The 16,043-nt window shown below is 72.1% G+C and carries 11 protein-coding genes; 6 read left to right on the top strand and 5 right to left on the bottom strand.

Going from position 1 to position 16,043, the window contains the following annotated elements; all coding sequences use genetic code 11:
- Window positions 1-58 precede the first annotated feature (58 nt).
- Entirely contained in the window at window positions 59-1,846 is a 1,788-nt protein-coding gene (gcl, locus tag ACZ7DL_RS09215; RefSeq protein ID WP_470772696.1) for a glyoxylate carboligase, read from the bottom strand.
- Between the two features lie 236 nt (window positions 1,847-2,082).
- Between gcl and ACZ7DL_RS09210 the strand changes: the two genes are divergently transcribed.
- Complete coding sequence (locus tag ACZ7DL_RS09210; protein WP_470772695.1) at window positions 2,083-2,874, top strand: hypothetical protein; 792 nt, start codon at window positions 2,083-2,085, stop codon at window positions 2,872-2,874.
- 116 nt (window positions 2,875-2,990) lie between these two features.
- Here ACZ7DL_RS09210 and ACZ7DL_RS09205 read toward each other — a convergent pair whose 3' ends face one another.
- Together ACZ7DL_RS09205 and ACZ7DL_RS09200 are read right to left on the bottom strand one after the other, a co-directional pair.
- Entirely contained in the window at window positions 2,991-4,583 is a 1,593-nt protein-coding gene (locus tag ACZ7DL_RS09205; RefSeq protein WP_470772694.1) for an AMP-binding protein, read from the bottom strand.
- A complete protein-coding gene (locus ACZ7DL_RS09200; protein WP_470772692.1) occupies window positions 4,580-6,250 on the bottom strand; it encodes an AMP-binding protein in 1,671 nt (556 codons plus the stop codon). Before ACZ7DL_RS09200 ends, ACZ7DL_RS09205 begins: the two co-directional genes overlap by 4 nt.
- A gap of 168 nt (window positions 6,251-6,418) precedes the next feature.
- Between ACZ7DL_RS09200 and ACZ7DL_RS09195 the strand changes: the two genes are divergently transcribed.
- The 3 genes from ACZ7DL_RS09195 to ACZ7DL_RS09185 all read left to right on the top strand — a co-directional run bounded on the left by ACZ7DL_RS09195 (window position 6,419) and on the right by ACZ7DL_RS09185 (window position 11,248).
- Entirely contained in the window at window positions 6,419-7,249 is an 831-nt protein-coding gene (locus ACZ7DL_RS09195; protein WP_470772691.1) for a helix-turn-helix transcriptional regulator, read from the top strand.
- 153 nt (window positions 7,250-7,402) lie between these two features.
- On the top strand, window positions 7,403-10,222 hold the full coding sequence (locus ACZ7DL_RS09190; RefSeq protein ID WP_470772689.1) for an ATP-binding protein: 2,820 nt from the start codon (window positions 7,403-7,405) through the stop codon (window positions 10,220-10,222).
- A 234-nt stretch (window positions 10,223-10,456) separates the two neighbouring features.
- Window positions 10,457-11,248 carry a S1 family peptidase gene (locus tag ACZ7DL_RS09185; RefSeq protein ID WP_470772688.1) on the top strand — a complete coding sequence of 264 codons (792 nt, stop codon included), beginning with the start codon at window positions 10,457-10,459 and terminating at the stop codon, window positions 11,246-11,248.
- 93 nt (window positions 11,249-11,341) lie between these two features.
- On the opposite strand, the gene ACZ7DL_RS09180 is transcribed toward ACZ7DL_RS09185, so the two are convergent.
- The gene (locus ACZ7DL_RS09180) at window positions 11,342-12,016 is read right to left on the bottom strand and encodes a DUF5701 family protein (RefSeq protein ID WP_470772687.1); all 675 of its coding nucleotides are present in this window, start codon (window positions 12,014-12,016) and stop codon (window positions 11,342-11,344) included.
- Window positions 12,017-12,100: 84 nt separating this feature from the next.
- Window positions 12,101-13,237 carry a winged helix DNA-binding domain-containing protein gene (locus ACZ7DL_RS09175; RefSeq protein WP_470772686.1) on the bottom strand — a complete coding sequence of 379 codons (1,137 nt, stop codon included), beginning with the start codon at window positions 13,235-13,237 and terminating at the stop codon, window positions 12,101-12,103.
- A 749-nt stretch (window positions 13,238-13,986) separates the two neighbouring features.
- Here ACZ7DL_RS09175 and ACZ7DL_RS09170 point away from each other — a divergent pair.
- Both ACZ7DL_RS09170 and ACZ7DL_RS09165 read left to right on the top strand, forming a co-directional pair.
- Window positions 13,987-14,214: a hypothetical protein gene (locus tag ACZ7DL_RS09170; protein ID WP_470772685.1), complete on the top strand. Its 228-nt coding sequence runs from the start codon at window positions 13,987-13,989 to the stop codon at window positions 14,212-14,214.
- Window positions 14,211-16,043 (top strand): tetratricopeptide repeat protein (locus ACZ7DL_RS09165; protein ID WP_470772683.1); only part of this gene is annotated, 1,833 nt, incomplete at its 3' end. The genes ACZ7DL_RS09170 and ACZ7DL_RS09165, both read left to right, overlap by 4 nt.

Here is a 16,043-nt window from a genome sequence, read left to right as displayed (position 1 = left end):
CACGGCGAAGGGGCGGCCCGTCTCCCCTGGACGGGCCGCCCCTGCTGCGTCAGGTCCGTCAGACCTTCAGCGTCTTGATCGACGTCGGCGCGTGGCCGGGCTCGGTGGCCAGGTCCTCGAACTCGGAGATGTCGCTGATGTCCATGGTGCGGCTCATCGAGATGTTGGTGATCCGTTCGAGGATCGCCTCGACGACGACCGGCACCCGGTACTCGGCGGCCAGCTTCTTCGCCTGCTCGAAGGCGGCACCCAGCTGGTCCGGCTCGGTGACCCGGATCGCCTTGCAGCCGAGGCCCTCGGCGACCTTGACGTGGTCGACGCCGTACACGCCGAGCTCCGGCGCGTTGATGTTCTCGAACTCCAGGTTGACCTGGAAGTTGATGTCCAGGCCGATCTGCGCCTGCCGGATCAGGCCCAGGTAGGCGTTGTTCACCAGGACGTGGACGTAGGGGATCTTGTGCTGGGCGGCGACCGCCAGCTCCTCGATCAGGAACTGGAAGTCGTAGTCACCGGAGAGCGCGACGACCGGGGAGTCCGGGTCGGCCTTGGCGACGCCGATCGCGGCCGGGATGGTCCAGCCGAGCGGGCCGGCCTGGCCGCAGTTGATCCAGTGCCGCGGCTTGTAGACGTGCAGCATCTGGGCACCGGCGATCTGGGAGAGGCCGATGGTGGTGACGTACCGGGTCTCCGGGCCGAAGGCCTTGTTCATCTCCTCGTACACGCGCTGCGGCTTCATCGGCACGTTGTCGAAGTGCGTACGGCGCAGCAGGGTGGCCTTGCGCTCCTGGGTGGCGGCGACCCAGTCGGTGCGGTCGGGGAGCTTGCCGGCGGCCTTCAGCTCCTTCGCCACCTCGATGAACAGCTCCAGGGCGACCTTGGCGTCGGAGACGACACCGTAGTCCGGCGGGAAGATCTTGCCGATCTGGGTGGGCTCGATGTCGACGTGGACGAACTTCCGGTCGCCGCGGTAGACGTCGAGCTTGTAGCCGGTGTGGCGGTTGGCCCAGCGGTTGCCGATGCCGAGGACGAAGTCCGACTCCAGGAAGGTGGCGTTGCCGTAGCGGTGCGAGGTCTGGACGCCGACCATGCCGGCGTTCAGCTCGTGGTCGTCGGCCAGCGCGCCCCAGCCCATCAGGGTCGGGATGACGGGGGTCTGGGTCAGCTCGGCGAACTCCACGAGCAGGTCGGCTGCGTCGGCGCCGATGATGCCGCCGCCGGCGACGATGACCGGGCGCTCGGAGGCGAGCAGGAAGGAGACTGCCTTCTCGATCTGGGCGCGGGTCGCGGTCGGCTTGTAGACCGGCAGCGGCTCGTAGGTCTCCGGGTCGAACTCGATCTCGGTGAGCTGGACGTCGATCGGCAGGTCGATCAGGACCGGGCCGGGACGGCCGGAGCGCATCAGGTGGAACGCCTGCTGGAAGACGCCCGGGACCTGCGCGGCCTCCAGGACGGTCACCGCCATCTTGGTGACCGGCTTGGCGATGGAGGCGATGTCGACGGCCTGGAAGTCCTCCTTGTGGATCACATGGGTGGGCGCCTGGCCCGTGATGCACAGGATCGGGATCGAATCGCCGATGGCGGAGTACAGGCCGGTGATCATGTCGGTGCCGGCCGGGCCCGAGGTGCCGATGCACACGCCGATGTTGCCCGGCTTGGTGCGGGTGTAGCCCTCGGCCATGTGCGAGGCGCCCTCGACGTGGCGGGCGAGGGTGTGGTTGATGCCGCCACCCTCCTTGAGCGCCTTGTAGAACGGGTTGATCGCCGCGCCCGGCACACCGAAGGCGTCGGTGACGCCCTCGCGCTTGAGGATCTCAACTGCCGCGCGGGCAGCGGTCATACGAGCCATCGAGTACTCCTGCTTCGGCTGTCGGATGCGTACTCCCGTCGCGCCCCGCGGTGAGCACAGTCTCCAGGATTCCAAGCTTCCGCATTGCGGAAATTAACTTCTACTATCTGGAAGCAATGTAGGGGGGCGCGCGAAGGTCGTCAAGAGCGGTCCGTTCCCCGGAAAGCGCCGGACAGGAGCGGCCGGGAAGGAGCACCATGGGAGCGCCGTCCCGACGCGACGCCTTGGAGTGGGCCATGCCCGAGAGGGTTCCGGTGCGCTGTCCGGTCTGCCGGCGCGCGCACGTCTACACCGCGCCGTCGTATCCCTGTGTGTGCGGGGCGCCGACCACCCCGCGCCTGGATCCGGCGGCGGAGCCGGCCGTGGCGGCACACCGCGCCTGGGACGACGAGTGGCTCGCCGTGCCGTGCACCGCCTGCGGGCGCGGCAATCAGTGGCCCCACCCGGAGCTGGGCTGCCCGTGCGGCACGGTGCTGCGCATTCCGGTGGCCGGTCCGGCCCCGGCGGGCACATCGGCCGGAATGCCGCCGGACCCGGCGGCCGCGCCGGAGGCCCGCACGACACAGCCCGCCGTTCATGAGCCGGCGGGAGCCGAGGGGGCGGCCGGGCGGCGGTCCCCGTTCCAGCCCCGGCCCATCCGCACCGCGCGCGACGCCGTCACCACCGCCGCGCTCTATCTGCGCTGGCTCGGCTACCGCGGCATCCGCCGGGCCGACCAGCGGCCCCCGCACGGCATAGGGCTGGCCGCCCGCCGGCTGCTCGCCCAGGTCGACCCGACCGCGCGCCCGGCCGCGCCGCGGGACGTGGAGTGTCTGTGGCTGACCGCGATGACGGAGTCCGCGGACTGTGTGTACTTCTCGCTCGCCGGCTTCACCGGCAGCGCCCGCACGGGCGCGGACGCGCTCGGGATCCCGCTGTTCGTACTGGGCCCCACGGGCGTCCCGCAGCCGGTGAACGACCCCGCCGGCACCCTGCACGCCACGGGTGCGCCGGAACCGGGCACCCGGGCGCGGGACGGGCGCGCCTGACCGGTCGCCGCTCGCGGCCGAACACCCCGACGGGCCCCGGGCGCAGTGCGCCGCCGACAGCGCGCCTGCCCGGGACCCACCGTGGAGCAGTCACCGGATGCTCCGTTCCACCCGTTTCACACCCCGTACGTCTCCCGCAGTTCCACTTTGCGTACCTTTCCGGACACCGTCATCGGGAAGGAGTCGAGCACCTGGAGCCGGCTGGGGATCTTGTAGTGGGCGAGCCGGCCCGTGCAGAAGGACCGCAGGTCCTCCAGGGTGAGCGGGTCCGCGGGGTCGCTCGGGACGACACAGGCGAGGACCTCCTCGCCGTACTCCTCGTGCGGCACCCCGACGACCTGGACGTCCCGGATCTTCGGGTGGGCGTAGAGGAACTCCTCGACCTCGCGCGGGTAGATGTTCTCGCCGCCCCGGATGATCATGTCCTTGATCCGGCCGACGATCTCGACGTACCCGTCCTCGCGCATCACCGCGAGGTCCCCGGTGTGCATCCAGCGGCCCGCGTCGACCGCCTCGGCCGTCTTCTCCGGCTCGTTCCAGTAGCCGAGCATCACGCTGTAACCGCGGGTGCACAACTCGCCCGCCGCGCCGCGCGGTCGGGTCACGCCGGTGGCCGGGTCGACGACCTTGACCTCCAGGTGGGGCAGGACGCGGCCGACGGTGGCGGTGCGGTGCTCCAGGTCGTCCTCGATGCGCGTCTGCAAGGACACCGGTGACGTCTCGGTCATGCCGTAGCAGATGGAGACCTGCTCCATGTGCATCTCCGTGACCACCCGCTTCATCACCTCCACCGGGCAGGGCGAGCCCGCCATGATGCCGGTGCGCAGGGTGGAGAGGTCGTAGGAGGCGAAGTCCGGGAGGTTCAGCTCCGCGATGAACATGGTGGGGACGCCGTACAGGGATGTGCAACGCTCCCGCTGCACCGCTTCCAGGGTGGCCGCCGGGTCGAAGGACGGGGCCGGGATGACCATGCAGGCGCCGTGCGAGGTCGCCGCCAGGTTCCCCATGACCATGCCGAAGCAGTGGTAGAAGGGCACCGGGATGCAGATCCGGTCCTGCTCGGTGTAGGCGATCAACTCACCCACGAAGTAACCGTTGTTGAGGATGTTGTGGTGGGAGAGGGTGGCGCCCTTCGGGAAGCCGGTCGTGCCCGAGGTGTACTGGATGTTGATGGGGTCGTCGCAGGACAGCTCCTCGAACGAGGCGTCCGGGGTCGCGCGCGCGAGCAGCGCCTCCCAGCTCGGGTCGCCGAAGTGGACGGTCTCCCGCAACTGCGGGCACCTGCCCCGCACTTCCCCGACCATGGCCCGGTAGTCGCTGCTCTTGTGACTGAGGGAGGCGAAGAGGAAGGAGACGCCGGCCTGGTCGAGGACGTACTCGACCTCGTGGGTGCGGTAGGCCGGGTTGATGTTGACCATGATCGCGCCGATGCGGGCGGTGGCGTACTGGACCAGGACCCACTCCGGGCAGTTGACCGCCCAGATCCCCACCCGGTCGCCCTTGGCGACCCCGGCGGCGACCAGAGCCCGGGCCAGCTCGTCGACGGCTGCGCCGAACTCGGCGTACGTCCAGCGCCGCCCCGACCCCACGTCGACCAGCGCCTCGCGGTCCGGCCACGCCGCCACGGCCCGGTCCAGGTTGGCGCCGATGGTGTCTGCGAGCAGGACGGTCGGAGACGTCCCGTGGGTGTACGACAGCTGCGCGGTCACCGGAAGTCCTCCTCGCGGTACTCGTTCTGCGAGCCCGCGGCCGTGGCTTCGCGCAGCTCGATCCGGCGGATCTTGCCGGAGACGGTCTTGGGCAGCGCGCCGAACTCCAGCCGGCGGATGCGCTTGTAGGGGGCGAGCACCTCGCGGGAGTGCTCGAAGACGGCCTTCGCGGCGTCGGGGCCGGGCTCCCAGCCCTCGGCGAGCACGACGTACGCCTTGGGTACGGCGAGCCGCAGCGCGTCGGGGGCGGGCACGACGGCCGCCTCGGCCACCGCCTCGTGCTCCAGCAGCGCGCTCTCCAGCTCGAACGGGCTCACCTTGTAGTCGGACGCCTTGAACACGTCGTCGCTTCGCCCGATGTAGGTGAGGTATCCCTCCTCGTCCCTGGCGGCGATGTCGCCCGTGCGGTAGTAGCCGCCCGCCATGGCCTCCGCCGTGCGGTCGGGGTCGCCGTGGTAGCCGGTCATCAGACCGACCGGCCGCTCGGCGAGGTCGAGCGCGATCTCGCCCTCGGTGGCGCCGGGCGCGCCGGAGACCGGGTCGAGCAGTTCCACCCGGAAGCCGGGGCTGGGCCGGCCCATGGAGCCGGTCTTCAGCGGCTGGCCGGGGCTGTTGGAGACCTGCACGGCGGTCTCGGTCTGTCCGAAGCCGTCCCGAATGGTGACGCCCCAGGCCCGGCGCACCTGCTCGATGACCTCGGGGTTGAGCGGCTCACCCGCGGCGACGGCCTCGCGGGGCACGGCGCGCAGCTGGGTCAGGTCGGCCTGGATGAGCATCCGCCACACGGTCGGCGGCGCGCAGAAGGTGGTCACCCCGGCCCGGTCCATCTCGGCCATCAGCCGGGCCGCGTCGAACCGGGTGTAGTTGTAGACGAAGACGGTCGCTTCCGCGTTCCACGGCGCGAACAGGTTGGACCAGGCGTGCTTGGCCCAGCCGGGCGAGGAGATGTTCAGGTGGACGTCACCGGGCTTGAGGCCGATCCAGTACATGGTGGCCAGATGCCCGATCGGGTACGAGGTGTGGGTGTGCTCGACCAGCTTGGGGCGGGCGGTCGTACCCGAGGTGAAGTAGAGCATCAGCGGGTCGTCGGCGCGGGTGGGACCGTCCGGCGTGAACGCCGCGTCGGCGCCGTACAGGTCGTCCAGCGACAGCCAGCCCTCGACCGGCTCGCCCGCCGCGATGCGCGTGTAGTCGCCGGGCACCTCGGCGAACTTGCCGGTGTCCGCGGAGCGCACGATCACGTGCCTGACGCGTCCGCGGTCGACGCGGTCGCACAGATCGGCGGGGCCGAGCAGCGGGGTGGCCGGGATGACGACGGCGCGCAGCTTCATCGCGGCCAGCGCGGTGATCCACAGCTCGGCCTGGTTGCCCAGCATGACCAGGATGCGGTCCCCGGCGGCCACGCCCCGGGCGCGCAGCCAGTTGGCGGCCTGAGCGGAGCGGACCGACAGCTCGCCGAAGGACAGCCGGGTCTCCCGGCCGTCCTCCTCGACGATGTGCAGCGCGGTCGCGCCGTTGCCGTCGGCGATCTCGTCGAACCAGTCGAGCGCCCAGTTGAAGTGGTCGGGCCGCGGCCAGCGGAAACCCTCGTAGGCGGTGCGGTAGTCCGCACGGTGTTCCAGCAGGAAGTCCCGTGCGCTCCTGAAACCCTCGGTCGCCGTCGTCATCCGTCCTCCTCCACCTCGTCGGTCGTTCACCTCCGAGGCGTCCTCGGCCTCTCCGGCTCACTCCCCTGTTCCCGACCATTGCCGGGCGGCTCTCTGGCATCGTCTAATCCGTGATACAGGTCTCACCACCCCCGAACGGGGGGGTGGGCGGCCGAAAGGGCGAACAGGGTGACGGCAGACGCGGTGGGGACGGTGGAGATCGGTGGCGCGCTGGCCCGGTTGCGGCGTGCGACGGGGCTCCCGGTCGCCTTCGGCGGGCTGATGGAGTCGGGCCGGCCGCAGATCCGGATCAGCGAGCTGAGCGGGACGACCACGGCCGCGCTGCGCTCGCTGGCGGTGACCTCGGGCAGCGGGCTCGGCGGCAAGGCGGTGGCGCTGGCCCGGCCGTGCGCGGTGACGGACTACTCCAGCTCACGGCAGATCAGCCACGAGTACGACGTCCCGGTGGCCGCCGAGGGCATCCGCGCGGTGCTCGCCGTGCCGGTCGTGGTCCGGCGCCGGGTACGCGGGGTGCTGTACGGCGCGCTGCGCTCGGCCCAGCCGCTCGGCGACCGCACGCTCGGCGCGGCGATGGCGGTGGCCCGGGACGTGGAACAGGCGCTGGTGGTGCGGGACGCCGCGCGGGGGCTGGTGGCGGCGGCCCGCCCGGCGCCGGCCGGCACCGACCAGGGCGCCGCCTGGGAACAGGTGCGCGAGGCGCATGCGGCGCTGCGCGCCCTGGCACCCCGGATCACCGATGCGGGTCTGCGGGCCGAACTGCTGGCCGCGTGCGGGCTGCTGACCGCGCCGCCGCGAGCCGGGGACGTGACCCTGGCGCCACGCGAGCTCGACGTGCTGTCCTGGGTGGCGGCAGGGGCCACCAACGCGGCGGTGGCCGAACGCCTGGGCCTGCGCCCGGAGACGGTCAAGGGCTATCTGCGCTCGGCGATGCGGAAGCTGAGCGCGCACACCCGAGGGGAGGCGGTGACCGCGGCGCGCAGGGCGGGGCTGCTGCCGTAGCCCGACGGCGGTAAGGAAACCTGCCCATTCACCTGGCGCCACTTTGAATTTACTTATGCTTGGGCGTTTGTTATTTCCCTCACCACGGCTTCCGTCCGAATTTCAAGGATCGTTGCCTAGAATTTGGCCCGGACACGACATACGAGGGGAGCGGTGACCGTGCGACGGGACTTCCAGGAGCCTGCCAGGTGCCGCCCCGACCTGGTCATCGGCCGCGAGGAGCTGTTCGCCGGCGCCCGTGAGCAACTCGCCTCGGGGGGCAGTGTGCTGCTCCACGGCCCCGCCGGAATAGGGAAATCCACCGTCCTGCGGGCATTGGCCGAGGAATACGGCGCCACCGCGCGCACCGTGTTGCGCTGCTCGGCGACCGAGTCCGAATCCCACCTTCCCTTCCTCGCCCTCGCCGACCTCCTCGGCCTGGCCCTCGACGACGTCGCGCCGCGCCTGCCCGCCGCCCAGCGCACCGCCCTGGAGTCGGCGCTCACCGGCCGCGGCGAGTCCAGCCTCCAGCGCGACGGCCTCGCGCTGCGCCTGGCGGTGCTCTCCGCGCTGCGCGCGCTCGCCGCCCACGGCCCCGTCCTGGTCGTCGCCGACGACCTCCAGTGGCTGGACCCGGCCAGCGCCGAACTCCTCGGCTTCGCCGCCCGCCGCCTGGAGGGAACCCCGGTGCAACTGCTGTGCGCGGTCCGCACGGAGGGCCGGGACGGCCAGGAGTACGACCGCCACCTGCGCGCCTGCCCGCCGGGCACCCTCGCGGTCCGGCTCGGCGCGCTCTCCCACACCCAGGTCGCCCAGCTGCTCGACCACCGCGGCCACGGCGGCCTGCCCCGCTCCACGGTCCGCGAGATCCACCGCACCAGCGGCGGCAACCCGCTGTTCGCCCTGGAACTCGGCCGCGCCCTCGCCGAGCGCCCGGCCCCGCCCCGGCCCGGCGAACCGCTGCCGGTGCCGACCTCGCTGCGCGCCCTGGTCCTCAGCCGGCTGGACATGCTGTCGGTGGAGGCCCGCCGGACCCTGCTGGTGGCCAGCGCCGGCGCCCGGCCCACCCCGGCACTGCTGCACGCGGCCGGCCGGGAGAACGCCGAGGCCGAGTGCGCCCAGGCCGCCGAACTCGGGCTGCTGGCCACCGAACCGGACGCCCCGGCCGTGCGGTTCGCGCACCCGCTCATCTCCGCCGCGCTGTACGCGGAGGCGCCCGTGCACGAACGGCGGGCCGCGCACGCGGCGCTGTCCACCGCCGCCTCCGACCCGATCGAACGGGCCCGGCACCTGGCCCTGGCCACCACCGGCACCGACCCGGAGGTCGCCGCCCGGCTCGCCGAGGCCGCTGCCCTCGCCCGGGACCGCGGAGCCCCGTCGGTCGCCGCCCAGCTGGGACTGCTCGCCGCCCGGCACACCCCCGCCGACGGCGTGCCGAGCCAGGAGGAGCGCCGGCTCACCGCCGCCGAGGACGCGATCACCGCCGGCGAGGTCGACCTGGCCCGGGACATCGCCCGGGAGGTGCTGACCCGGGCGACCGTGCCCGCCGACCGGGTACGGGCCTGGATCATCGTCATCGACACCGCCGGCCACACCATGGCCGAGGTCGACGCGGTCTTCCCGCAGGCCCTCGCCGACGCCGGCGACGACCCCCGGCTGCTGGCCCTGGTCCACTACCAGCTGGCCTGGCGGGCACTCATCGTGGAGGGCGACTTCACCGAGGCCCGGGAGGCCGCCGCGCACGCCGCCGAGCTGGCCGCCCGCGGCAAGGACCGGCGCACCGAACTGCTCGCCCTCGCCTTCCAGGCGCAGACCGAGACCCTGATGGGCCATCCGGAGGCGCCCCGCACCATCAAACGGGCCCTCAGAGAACCCCAGGACCCCCGGGTGGCCTGCCATCACAACGGTGCGGGCAGCGCCCGGTTCCGCTGGCTGGTCATGGGCGACCAGCTGGCCGAGGCCCGGGCCACGGTCACCGGCCTGCTGCGCGAGGTGCGCCGGCGCGGCTCGGTGGAGAGCGAGGTGCACTTCCTGCGCGGCCTCGCCGAGACCGAACTGCGCGCCGGGCACTGCGGGCGCGCCCTGGAGCTGGCCCGCGAGAGCCTGCGGCTCGCCCGGGACTCGGGCATCGGCGAGACCGCCTCGGCGATGCTCACCTCGCTCGCGGAGGCCTCCGGCGGCGATGTGGACCGCGCGCTGGCCCTCGCCAGGGAGGCGGTGGAGCACGCCGAGGAGGACGGCGACCAGATGTACCTCTCCCGGGCACTGGGCGCTCTCGGCTACGCCCAGCTGGTGGCCGGGGACCCGGTGGGCACCGTCCGCTCGCTGCGCCGGGTGCGCAGCCTGGAGCTGGGCCTCGGCATCACCGACCCGGCCCGCGGCCGCTGGCAGGGCGACCTCGCCGAGGCACTGGTCCGGATCGGTGAACCCGCCGAGGCGCAGGACGTCATCTGCGTCAGCCGCGAACACGCGCTGCGGCTCGGCCGGGAGAGCGTCCTCGCCGTGCTCGACCGGTCCGAGGCCCTGGTGCGCGCCGCCCGGGGCGATCTGGAGGCCGCCCTCGCCCAGCTGACGTCCGCTCAGGACCGGTTGGGCAAGCTCGGCTACGGCCTGGAGGAGGCGCGGGCCGCGTTCGCGCTGGCCCGGCTGCACGGCCGACGCTCCGGAACCGGGGCCTATGACGAGGCCGCCCGGATGTTCCGGCGGTGCCGGGCGCTGCCGTGGCTGCGCCAGGTGGACGAAGCCCTCGCCATTCCCGAGCCGGAACCGGCGCCGGCCGCGCCGGAGGCGCTGGACGCCCTGGACGTGCTGGCCGCGATGGAGCGTCAGGTCGCCGCGCTGGTCATGGAGGGCGCCACCAACCGGGAGATCGCGGCCCGGCTGTTCATCAGCGTGAAGACGGTGGAGGCGACGCTGACCCGGGTCTATCGCAAACTGGGGATCCGCTCGCGGGTGGACATCGTCCGATTGGCGGCAAGTCGGCGCGCGAAGTGAGAACACGGCCGGTTAACTGAACCGGACCGAGGGTTTTCCCTCACCCAACCCCTTAGGGGGTTCCCTCATTGGGAGCCGAGGGTTCCGGGTCCTAGCGTAAAGGGCGTGCCGCTCGCCCGGGCATATGGGGGTCGGTCCCTCCCTCGAGCTCTCGACTGTGCTCGAGCAGGGGCCCCCGCCCCCATGCAACACCCGCGCGACCCCCCACCGGTGCAACCCCCACTGAGGAGACTCATGTTCGGGCCCAGACGTGCCAGACAGACCGCCGCGACCCTGGTGGCCACCGCCGCCGCCGCGGCGACCGCGCTGCTCGCCTCCCCCACGGCGAGCGCCGCCCCCCAGCCCATCGTCGGCGGTACGACCACCACGACGACCGCTTACCCGTTCATGATGCAGATCACGGACGCGTCGCAGAACCAGTTCTGCGGCGGCACCCTGGTGGCGCCGACGAAGGTGGTGACAGCCGCGCACTGCATGGTCGGCGAGACCGCCGGCAGCGTCCGTGTGATCGGTGGCCGGACCTACCTGAACGGCACCAACGGCACGGTGAGCCGGGTCAGCAAGATCTGGGTCGACCCGGACTACACGGACGCCACGAACGGCGACGACGTGGCCGTACTGACCCTCTCGACGTCGATGCCGTACACCCCGGCGTCATACGTCTCCTCCTCCCAGACGGGCGTGTACGCGGCCAGCACCACGGCCCGCATCCTCGGCTGGGGGACCACCTCGGAGAACGGCAGCTCCTCCAACCAGCTGCGGACCGCGACCGTCCCGATCGTGTCCGACTCCAGCTGCCGTTCCTCCTACGGTTCGGACTTCGTCCAGTCCGACATGGTGTGCGCCGGATACTCCTCCGGCGGCGTGGACACCTGCCAGGGCGACAGCGGCGGTCCCCTGCTCATCAGGGGCGCCCTGGCAGGGATCACTTCCTGGGGCGAGGGGTGCGCGGAGGCCGGTTACCCGGGGGTCTACACCCGGCTGACCACCTTCTCGGACCTGGTGACCGCACAGGTCAACTCGTGACCCGGAAGACTTCCCGAGCACCCCTCGGGTGATTGCCAGGGGGCGTTGCGAGCCACCACGAGCGGCCCGCAACGCCCCCTATCCAATGCCGGGTCAGCCGGACCGGCGGCCCGTCGCGGAGGCGAAGCCCAGCCAGGTGTGCCGGTTGCCGGCCCAGCACCAGCCGACCTTGGGCGCGTTGCGGCGCTCGCGGCCGTCCCGTCCGGTGCCGTTGCTGATCCAGATCGCCGGCGTACGCGCGTCCAGCGCGCCGCCCGCCTTGCGCAGCCGGGAGCCGATGGTCATGAAGCAGTGGTTGCGCTCCAGGACGGCGGGCTGCTGAAGCACCCAGTGGATGCCCTCGGTGAGCAGTAGCGGGGTACGGTCCTCGGCGGTGAGGGCGGGCAGCGCCTCGTCGGGGCTCCAGTCGGCCATCCGGTCGCCGCGGTCGAGGCCGGTGAGCACATAGAGCGGGGCGTCGGGCAGCGGCACGGTGTCGAGGGGGGCGAAGAGGTCGACGTCGGTCATGTCGGTGACCACGAAGCCGGGCTTGCCGTCGCGGCGCAGCAGCGGCGCGAGGGCGGAGGCCGGGACGCGGTCCGGGTGCACGACGAGCAGGACGCCCTCGCCGGCCGCGGTGGCCTCGGTGGCCTCGGCGAAGGCGCGCAGCTCGGTGGCGGACAGTCCGGCGACCTCGTGCACCCCCAGCTCGATCAGGCGCTCGGCCTGTGCGCTCGGGGCCGGGAGTCCGGGCAGGACGGTGGTGGTTGCGGGCGTGGTGTCGGGCACGATGCTCCCAGGGACTACGAGTCGGGTGGGCCCAGGGGCAACGCGACGGCCCCCCTGGAAGGTTCCCGCCCGGCCGCCCGGGCCTCACCGTCGTACGACGTCCCCGAACCGGATGTCGTACGCCGTCCCCGGGTGCAGCACGCGCAGCATCCGCTCCCCCTCCGCGGTCACCTCCGAACGCCGGGCCTTCGTCAACTCACCGAAGACCTCGATGACCAGGGCGTCGGGGTCGAGTCTCCACAGGCCGGCCAGGAAACCGTCGACCAGCAGGGTGCGGTGGGCCTGGTTGTCCTGCCAGGTGCGGCCGTGGTGGGCGGGCGGGACCACACGGGTGCGGTCGGCGTGGGAGAGCAGCAGATTGTCGAACTCGGGCAGGAAGCGGGGCGGGGACGGGGTCGCCGGGTCGGGGCGCGGGGCGTCGGGGAGGTCGAAGAGTTCCACGCCGTTCGGGTCACGGAAGGTCAGCAGCCGCGGGCGCAGCCGTTCGAAGGCGGGCCGCAGGCGGGTCAGCCCGGCCCAGGTCTGCATGTCCCGCACCGAGGCGGGGCCGAAGGCGGCGAGGTAGCGCAGGACCACGGAGTCGGGCGTGGGTTCCGGTTCGGTGGGGCGGCCCAGCCAGTGCTCGGCGGTGGTGAGGGCGACCTGGCCGCTCTCCTCCCACAGTCCGCGCGGGGTGACCTGGACCAACGGGAGGGTGCAGCGGGCGGCGACGGCGAGGGCCCGCGGGTCGGCGTCCGGCCACTGGGCACCGAGGGCCTGGCGCAGCTGGGCCATGGTGCGCGGTCCGGCCTCGACCAGTTCGCGGGCGACGGCGGCGAGCCGGTCCAGGTCGACGCCGGCCAGCCCCGTGCGGAAGTTCCCCAGTTCGCGGTCGCGGGCCGGCTGGACGAAGGGACGCAGGGCGAGGCAGTCGTCGGCGGTGTGGGTGTGGATCGTGGAGCGCAGGGTGACGAGCCGGGCCACCTCACGGTGTGCCATGAGCGCGGACAGCTGCTCCGGCGCGAAATCCTGCAGGCGGGCGGCGAGGGCGTAGTACGGGGGCTTGACGTTCTGCGCCTGGAGGCCGAGGAGGTGGCCGACCGCGTCCCGGGCGGACCGCGCCGAGCGACGCAGCAGGAGCTGCCGGGCGAGGGTGGCGCGGTTCAGGGCGCGAGTGTCCAGGACCGGGCCGGCCGCGGTGCTCCCGCCGACACCGCTGTGCTGCACGCTGCTCTTGGTCATGACCGCACGCTGACTCCCCTTGCGGACACCTTCTGTCCGCGACGTCCACCGAACCCGGGGCCCGGTCGTGGCCGGCCCCGCTCGCCGTGGGCGCCGGCGTTGAGGGACCGTGGATATTCTGCTCGTATCCGCGCTGAGTGAGCACGCCGTACGCAGGCTCCGCGGAGAGGCGGCCGATGTCCGAGCGATCCCACGCCAGGAACGGCGGACGCCGGTCCGTCTGGCGCCGCGCCCCCGCCCCGCCTCAGCCCCCCGCCGGCGAGCCGCCCGCACCCGGAGCGGCACAGGCCGCCGAACCGGCGGGACTCGTGCGGGCCGCGCTCTACCGCGACGGCGTCCGGGTCGCCTCCCCCGCCACCCTCGCCGAGACCTACCGCGAGCTGCGCGAGCAGCCCGCGGGCCCGGCATGGATCTTGCGGTCGGCACCAGCCGTGTGCCCTTCAGCGCCCCGAAGTGCCGTAAACCCGGCTCGTGGTGAGCGGTGTGTCCCTAATCTAGGGGCGCACTACTGCTCAGGGCCTGCTCGGAACATGGCCTGTGTGTGATGGGGGACAGCAGGGATGGGGATCACGCAGTGGATGGCTCAGGCGGGGCCAGCGGGGTCGGCCGCGGTAGAGGCGTATGGAGCGGCGGTGCCGACGCGGGCGCAGGGTGCAGCCGCGGATGCGACGGCGGGATCGGGGCAGCGCATTGTGCAGGCTTTGTGGCGGCGGAGGGGCGAGGCAGGGCGGGCTGAGCCGGAACAGGCCGTGGTGGAGCACGCCAGCGATCCGGGGGGCCCGGACACAGAGGCCGCACTGCGGACAGTGCTGAAGCGGGCGCTGCGGGACGATCCCGAGTTGCGTGAGGAATTGGCGGCGCTGCTGCTGGTTCCGGCGGCGGGCTCGGCGATCATCACGGCGTCCGGTGTACGGTCGATCGCCGCCCAGTACATCGGGACCGCGATCACCGGGGACGGCCACATGCCGCGCTCATGAGCGGAAACGAGCGCCAGCCCTCGCAAGGAAGCTCGTTTCACGCAAAGGGAAAGGCGTCGATCGCCGCCCAGCACATCGGTATCGCGATCACCGGGGACGTGTTGCTCACAGAGTCCCCGGACGCGCCGAAGAAGGCGGAGGCTGCGCCTGGCACGTCCAACCTTCCGGAAGGGGGGTTATGTCTGGGACGCGCGGAAGAGCTGGCCGAGCTGCGGCGGATGCTGACGAGTCAAGGAGAGGGCGCGATCACACAGAGCGGGGCGGTGCACGGCCTTGGCGGGGTCGGTAAGACCACGCTCGCCCTGCACTACGCCCATCACCACCGTCGCCTCGGCGACTATCCACTTGTGTGGTGGATCGACGCCATGTCCCCAGCCGCCATCGAGCAGTCCCTGGCCACACTGACCGACCGATTAGTGCCGGGCTGGGCGGCTGAGGCAAACCCCGCGTCGCGGGTGGCGTGGGCGTTGCAATGGCTTGCCTGGCATCCCGGTTGGCTTCTGGTGTACGACAACGTCGAGAACCCGCAGGACTTGTCCCCATACACAGGTGCATTGCAGGGCGGGCATCATCTGGCGACCAGTCGCCGCACCACGGGGTGGCCGGACCATGCGCCTACCCTGGCGCTGGGCATACTCGGCGCCGACGACGCCACCGACCTGTTGTGCCAGCTCGCGTTCAAGGGCCGGAGCGCGACAGCGCGGGAGCGGGCCGATGCAGCTGTGCTCGCTGCTGAGTTGGGTTTCTTGCCGTTGGCATTGAAACAAGCCGGGGCCTACCTCCACCAGAACCGCGGTATCAGCATCGACGCCTACCGCCGCCGACTGCAGACGAACATGCGGGAGGTCGCTGATGGCATCGACGCCGAGCGCACCGTCGCCCGCGTCTGGCTCGTCACGCTGCACGCTCTGAGGAAGGCCGATCCGCTCGCGGTGAGCCTGCTGCAAATGGCCGCGTGGCTGGCGCCTGAGAACATCCCCTACACCCTGCTCGGCCCGCACGACAGCGACCCGCACGAGATCGCCAAGGCAATCGGCACCCTCGCCGCCTACAGCATGGTCGCTGACAGCGGCACCACCATCACCGTTCACCGTTTGGTCCAGACCTTTCTGCGCACACCAGCCCCTCGCCACTGGTGGTCCCGGGCATGGAGGCGCCGCCTCCCACGAGGACGCGCCCAAGCCGAGCGGGCCGTCCTGCAGGCCCTTCCCTCGTCGGTAAGCCAGGAACCAGCCGACGAAATCAGGTGGGACTCCCTCACGCCCCACCTGATCGCCCTCGCCGCCACCACCCCGGCAGGGCTTCCCGCCACCATTCCCCTCACCAACGCGTACAGCGCTGCTGCCCACCGCCTCCACCAGCAGGGCCACACCGCTCGCGCCATCCCTCTGCTGCTGACCATCGTTGCCCAACGCGAGCAGTCCCTCGGCGACACCCACCCCCACACCCTGACCAGCCGCAACGACCTTGCTCTCGCTTATCAGGACGCAGGAGACCTCGACCAGGCCATCCCCCTGTATGAGACCACCCTCGCCCAACGCGAGAGGACCCTCGGCGACACCCACCCCCACACACTGACCAGCCGCAACGACCTTGCTCTCGCTTATCAGGACGCAGGAGACCTCGACCAGGCCATCCCCCTGCTCCAGTCCACCCTCGCCCAACGCGAACAGATCCTCGGGAACGCCCATCCCCACGCGCTGACCAGCCGCAACAACCTCGCCCTCGCCTACCAGGACGCAGGAGACCTCGACCAGGCCATCCCCCTGCTCCAGATCACCCTCGTCCAACGCGAGTACTTCCTCGGGAACGTCCACCCCCACGCGCTG

This window comes from Streptomyces sp. NPDC036984 (assembly GCF_055607665.1).
Note: the sequence above shows the minus strand (reverse complement) of the source record. Positions and strands in the feature narration are given on the sequence as shown.

Coding starts and splice junctions, on each gene's coding strand:
- gcl (WP_470772696.1), bottom strand. CDS start 1,846: ATGGCTCGTATGACCGCTGCCCGCGCGGCAGTTGAGATCCTCAAGCGC.
- ACZ7DL_RS09210 (WP_470772695.1), top strand. CDS start 2,083: ATGCCCGAGAGGGTTCCGGTGCGCTGTCCGGTCTGCCGGCGCGCGCAC.
- ACZ7DL_RS09200 (WP_470772692.1), bottom strand. CDS start 6,250: ATGACGACGGCGACCGAGGGTTTCAGGAGCGCACGGGACTTCCTGCTG.
- ACZ7DL_RS09185 (WP_470772688.1), top strand. CDS start 10,457: ATGTTCGGGCCCAGACGTGCCAGACAGACCGCCGCGACCCTGGTGGCC.
- ACZ7DL_RS09175 (WP_470772686.1), bottom strand. CDS start 13,237: ATGACCAAGAGCAGCGTGCAGCACAGCGGTGTCGGCGGGAGCACCGCG.